We start from the raw sequence: 5,399 nt of genomic DNA, 5'->3' as shown, positions 1-5,399 counted from the left end.
TTCCTCTGGCAACTTCACTTCCCACTTCACCTGCGTGGCAGCAGAAGCAATGGTGATTCCTTTTTCACGTTCCAGATCCATGAAGTCCATCGTCGCGCCGACGTTGTCCTTCCCCTTCACTTCGTGGATGGCGTGAATTCGTCCTGAGTAGAACAGAATTCGTTCGGTGAGAGTTGTTTTTCCCGAGTCAATGTGAGCCGAGATACCGATGTTGCGGACTTTTTCGAGGTTCATGGTGATGCTGTTGAAACGCGGTCGGGGAACAGTGCGATCTCGGAGACGGTCTACCGAGACCTATCGGGGGAAACGAGCGATCCTGCGCAATCAAAGCCGGGGGATTTGATCGAAAGAACCTGCTGCAAGAACGCTGCGAAGAAAACGAGTAGAGATGCCTCGTGAGACGCCCAGAAGGAACAGAAACGCCGAGAGGTCCACCCCAGAGAGGCCACTGAGATGAACCCTAGCGAACTGAGCGAATCGTGCATTCCCGGAGCATCTAAGAGTCCTTTATTTTCGTCGTTGAATTGCGATCAAATCGTAAGTGTACGACGAACTTCCCTAGTTAACTCAAAGATGCCACATCGGGTGAAACATGCGTAATCGCACGTGACAACGTACTTGCTGCGTAAGACAGTCGCGACGTTTCGCCGTAAAAGTTCCCGAATAGTAGCAATCTTCGGACCTTGCGGGAAGTGCGATTCGCTCTATTCGTCGTTTTTTTGCATCCTCAGCCCAACACAGCACAGAACACGCGTATATCGTTCGCCAATAACCCGAAGGGGAAGCATAGACTCGAGCAAAACCGAAAGACTCCCCAGACAAAGCAATAAAAAAACGCCTTCCGGTCGGGACGGAAGGCGTTTCTAATTTTGTCAAATCAATTGACAGGACGGAGCAACTGAGTCGCGAATCGGCTTAGTAACGACCACCACCGCCGTTACCGCCGTATCCACCACTGCTGCGGCCACCGCCGCCGCCACCGTAACCACCACCACCGCTGCGGCCGCCGCCGTAACCGCCACCACCACCGCTGCGACCACCGCCACCGCTTTCACGGGGACGAGCTTCATTCACTGTCAGCGTACGGCCCTGGAACTCCGCTCCGTTCAGTGCACCGATCGCCGCTTCTCCACCGTCCGACATCTCTACGAAACCAAAGCCACGTGATCGGCCGGTTTCGCGGTCTGAAACGACCTGTGCCGACGAAACGTTGCCGTGCTGACTGAACAACTCACGCAGATCGTCAGCTGTACAATTGTAAGACAAATTACCCACATACAGATTCTTGCTCATCGTCGTCCTTTGCGAGCCATACAGGCTCTCTGAAACAGGTCATAGGCTGCCGCTTACTGCGACAGGGAAGATCAAAGCCAAATCAGCGACTACAAAACCGCGGCATCGAGAGCAACATCAAAAACTTCCCGACAGTTTTTTTGTTCCACGAGAGCAAACGGACATGACGGTTGCCGAGGAGCGTCACCCGACTTGACTTACTTGGACGCGGCGAGAGAAAACTCGGACAGCGGGCAAGAAGAAACATCGGTGGGCGAGGAGGCATTCATCTTCCTACCCCGGCAAGCCCCTGCCCGCCGGAGATAGAAAGTGTTATTGCACGTTGCGTCAAAAAAGGAAACGCCGATTCGATAGTTTTTCATAGAAAAATTAGACCGGAAGACGGAAATTCGTTCAGGGCCAGTCGACGTAACTCTCCTTAAAATTTTCCCGGACTCGCTATTCCGCAATCTACCCTTCGCAGCGGCCGCCTCTCGAAACGTGCTAAGTCCATAGGCACCTAGGAAAAACGACGCAGAATACTTCACACAGGCTGAAAAGCCACGAAACAGTCGGTGCGTTTTCCAACAACTCGGCCTCAAATATGCTCACGCCGCAAGTGCGCAATCAGGATTCATGATTGATCGCCATCAAGCATCCGGCTTCACCCGCGATGCGACCTCATTCACGCAATCTTGTTGCCGATTTCACCACCCCGTTCACCCCTATGGGGCGAGATCCGCACGGCACTCCATCGAGCACTCCGACGACCCTCAGAATGGGGTTCGCGCGAACATGCGACCGACCTGAATGACCACTCGCCAATTCCTTCAATTGGTCGATGGGGCATTGCAAAACGCAACCCGACGGCGGGGGGGCACACGACCGCGAATGACACCGCGTCCGTACATCCCTAGCGATTAAAAGCAGCAGACATTGACTGCCGGCAGAGTGACGCCCCGGTCACCAGGGCAGGGCCGTGGCAGCCCTGCCGAAAACCTCAGACAAAACCCATCAACCTGAGGTGATTCGAGTGCAAACATGCGACGGAAAGAGCTACGTTTTCAGGTAGATCGGGTCGCAGCAATTCTATCGGTTCTCTTGAAGTTCGACCGTTCGATCGCTAATTTTCGGCCTCGTCAACAAGGGGGTTGCATGAGCGATGAAAGTTCGCGCCGCAGTTGTCCCGCTCAGTCGACCCGAATCCGGGTCGCTATCTACCATGTCTGAGGTCGCATTAGCGGCCTGCATTTGAAGGACTTCGCATGTCGACCAAGTACGTGTATTTTTTCGGCGACGGTCAGGCCGACGGTGACTCATCAATGAAAACCCTGCTGGGAGGCAAGGGTGCGAATCTGGCCGAAATGGTTCGTATCGGCCTGCCCGTTCCCGCTGGTTTCACCCTGACCACCGAAGTCTGCACCTACTACTACGCGAACAACCGGACCTTCCCGCCCGAGCTGAAGCAGCAGGTCCTGGACGCTCTCAAGAAAGTCGAAAAATCCATGGGTGCAGAGTTCGGCTCTGCCACCAACCCGCTGCTGTTCTCGTGCCGCTCCGGTGCTCGGGAATCGATGCCAGGGATGATGGACACGGTCTTGAACATCGGCCTCAACGACACGACCGTTGTCGCTCTGGCCAAGCAGACCGGCAACGAACGATCCGCCTGGGACAGCTACCGCCGCTTCGTACAGATGTACGGCGACGTCGTGCTCGAGCTGAAGCCAAAAGACAAGACCGAAGGGGATCCGTTTGAAGTCGCTCTCGAACACAAGCGAGAAAAGGCCGGCGTCAAGGAAGATTCACAGTTGTCGGTCGAACAGCTCAAAGAGTTGGTCGCTGAATTCAAGCAACTGATCAAGTCCCGCGCTGGCAAAGACTTCCCCACCGATCCGATGGAACAGGTCTGGGGTGCGATCGGTGCCGTGTTTGGCAGCTGGATGAACGATCGCGCCATGGTGTATCGCCGAACATACGGCATCCCTCACGAATGGGGTACGGCCGCCAACGTTCAAGCGATGGTCTTCGGTAACCTGGGTGACGATTGCGCTACCGGCGTCGGACTGACCCGCGACTGTGCTCTGGGAACCCCCGGCTTCTGCGGGGACTATCTGATCAACGCACAGGGTGAAGACGTTGTCGCAGGGATTCGTACTCCAAAGCGAATCGAAGAAACCCTCGCCAGCGATATGCCCGAGTCGTACAAGCAATTGAACGAAATCGGCAAGAAGCTCGAAAAGCACTACAAAGAAGTGCAGGACATCGAGTTCACCATTCAGCGTGGCAAGGTCTACATGCTTCAGACCCGAAACGCCAAGCGAACCGGTTTCGCAGCGGTTCGTATCGCTGTTGACCTCGTCAACGAAGGTCTGATCACCGAGCAGGAAGCACTGCAGAAACGCCGTATTCCCGCTGACGATCTGGCTCAGTTGCTGCAGCCCATCTTCGATCCCGCCTCGAAGGCCACGGCCACCAAGGAAGGCCGCTTCCTGGCGAAGGGAATCAACGCCGGTCCTGGCGCTGCTTCCGGGGTGATCTGCCTGTTCGCAGACGAAGCCGAACAGTTCCACGAGAAGAACCCGAACACGGACATCATTCTCGTCCGTAAAGAAACCAGCCCCGAAGATTTGCGCGGGATGAAGGCCGCGAAGGGGATTTTGACTGCAACCGGTGGTGCCAGCTCACACGCTGCACTGGTCAGCCGTCAGATGGGTAAGGCCTGTATCGTCGGCTGCTCGGCCATTGAAGTGGATTACACCACCAACACGATCAACGTTGGCGGCAAGACCCTGAAATCGGGCGACTTCATCTCGATGGACGGCTTCACCGGCGAAGTCTTCGAAGGCAAGGTGCAAACCAAGCCAAGCGAAGTAATTCAGGTGCTCGTCCAGAAGACACTCAAGCCAGAAGAATCCGAAACCTACCAGCGGTACGCACAGCTCATGGGCTGGGTCGACAAGCACCGCAAGCTGCGAGTGCGAACCAATGCCGATACCCCCAACCAGGCCGACGAAGCCATCGCCTTCGGTGCCGAAGGGATTGGACTTTGCCGTACGGAGCACATGTTCTTCGATCACCTTGACGAAATCCGTCACATGATCGTGGCAGAAACCAAGGAATCCCGTGAAGAAGCTCTCGCCAAGCTGCTGCCATTCCAGCGGGAAGACTTCGCCGGATTGTTCCGCAGCATGAACGGTCGTCCCGTGACGATCCGTCTGCTCGATCCTCCACTGCACGAGTTCCTCTCTGACCGTCACCTGGAAGAACAGCCCGACCTGGCTCAGAAGCTGGCGAGCTGGACCAACAGCACGGTCGACGCTGTGAAGCGACGCGTGGGCGAGTTGCACGAAGCCAACCCGATGCTGGGTCACCGCGGTTGCCGTCTGGGAATCGTCTATCCGGAAATCACCGCGATGCAGGCTCGGGCGATCTTCGAAGCCGCTGTCAAGGTGAAGAAGGAAGGCATCAACGTTGTTCCCGAAGTCATGGTTCCGCTCGCCGGTTTCCTGACCGAGTTCAAGCACCAGGAAAAGATCATCCGCGCTGCCGCAGAAGCGGTCTTCAAGGAAACCGGCACCACGCTGGAATACCTCGTCGGCACTATGATCGAAGTTCCACGAGCTGCCGTTCGGGCCGATCAGATCGCTTCCGCTGCTGAGTTCTTCAGCTTTGGAACCAACGACCTGACCCAGACCACTCTGGCAATCAGCCGCGATGACTACGGCCCGTTCATCGGTTACTATCGTGAACACGACATCATTCCAAGCGATCCGTTCCAGACGATCGACCAGGAAGGTGTCGGCGACATCATGAAGATTGGTGTCGAACGCGGTCGTTCGTCACGAGCAGACCTGAAGATTGGTATCTGTGGTGAACACGGTGGTGATCCCGCTTCCGTAATGTTCTGCCACGATATCGGTTTGAACTATGTCAGTTGCTCGCCACGTCGCGTTCCCGTCGCGAAGCTGGCTGCCGCTCAACAAGCTCTCGCTGCCGGAAAGTAATCCGCACAGACGCTTGAAGAGCCTCGCCCGAAGCTCCGCCCTCACAGCGGAAATCGGACTATGACAGATCTTCCGAGAGCCCGACGTTCCCCAGGAACGTCGGGCTCTTCGCTTGTGCGCCTG

The 5,399-nt window shown here is 56.1% G+C and carries 3 protein-coding genes; 1 reads left to right on the top strand and 2 read right to left on the bottom strand.

What is annotated here, in order from left to right; translation table 11 throughout:
- Together VGE80_RS04245 and VGE80_RS04240 are read right to left on the bottom strand one after the other, a co-directional pair.
- On the bottom strand, positions 1-234 hold a 234-nt coding region (locus VGE80_RS04245), incomplete at its 3' end, for a GTP-binding protein (protein ID WP_440591785.1).
- Positions 235-915: 681 nt separating this feature from the next.
- On the bottom strand, positions 916-1,293 hold the full coding sequence (locus VGE80_RS04240) for an RNA recognition motif domain-containing protein (RefSeq protein WP_373652974.1): 378 nt from the start codon (positions 1,291-1,293) through the stop codon (positions 916-918).
- A 1,244-nt stretch (positions 1,294-2,537) separates the two neighbouring features.
- On the opposite strand from VGE80_RS04240, the gene ppdK reads away from it, so the two are divergent.
- Positions 2,538-5,276, top strand: a complete 2,739-nt coding sequence (ppdK, locus tag VGE80_RS04235) for a pyruvate, phosphate dikinase (RefSeq protein WP_440591784.1) — start codon at positions 2,538-2,540, stop codon at positions 5,274-5,276.
- The last annotated feature ends 123 nt before the right edge of the window (positions 5,277-5,399 follow it).

This window comes from Schlesneria sp. (assembly GCF_036405755.1).
GTDB classification, from domain to species: domain Bacteria; phylum Planctomycetota; class Planctomycetia; order Planctomycetales; family Planctomycetaceae; genus Schlesneria; species Schlesneria sphaerica.
Note: the sequence above shows the minus strand (reverse complement) of the source record. Positions and strands in the feature narration are given on the sequence as shown.

What these genes read in the sequence shown, in the direction of transcription:
- VGE80_RS04240 (WP_373652974.1), bottom strand. Translation starts at nt 1,293, where the DNA reads ATGAGCAAGAATCTGTATGTGGGTAATTTGTCTTACAATTGTACAGCT.
- ppdK (WP_440591784.1), top strand. Translation starts at nt 2,538, where the DNA reads ATGTCGACCAAGTACGTGTATTTTTTCGGCGACGGTCAGGCCGACGGT.